Source organism: Salinicola halophyticus (genome assembly GCF_003206695.1).
In the GTDB taxonomy this organism is placed as follows: Bacteria; Pseudomonadota; Gammaproteobacteria; order Pseudomonadales; family Halomonadaceae; genus Salinicola; species Salinicola halophyticus.
Map to the genome: position 1 here is coordinate 1 of NZ_PZJN01000016.1, position 215 is coordinate 215.

1 protein-coding gene (running past one end of the window) is annotated in these 215 nt (G+C 65.6%); it reads right to left on the bottom strand.

Features of this window, described 5'->3' with window-relative positions; translation table 11 throughout:
• The coding region annotated (locus DOM58_RS17100; RefSeq protein WP_425353406.1) for an Ig-like domain-containing protein crosses the window boundary (this coding region is incomplete at its 3' end): on the bottom strand, positions 1–215 show 215 of its 488 nt. The annotated region continues 273 nt past the right edge of the window.

The window sequence follows — 215 nt, forward strand, 5'->3', positions numbered from 1 at the left end:
TCGCGGCTCTCGCCAGCAGCCAGAGCGTCGAAGTCGGCGCCCGGCGTGAAGGTATAGCTGCCGTCGGCATTGAACGTCAATGACCCGTTGGCCTGACCCACGCCAGTGTCGAGCGCGTAGCTGGCGATGGTGCCATCGACATCCGTCGCTGCAGGGACCTGGCCAGTCAGCACCGTGTTCTCGCCAGTAGTCTGAGTATCGGCGACGGCGACCGG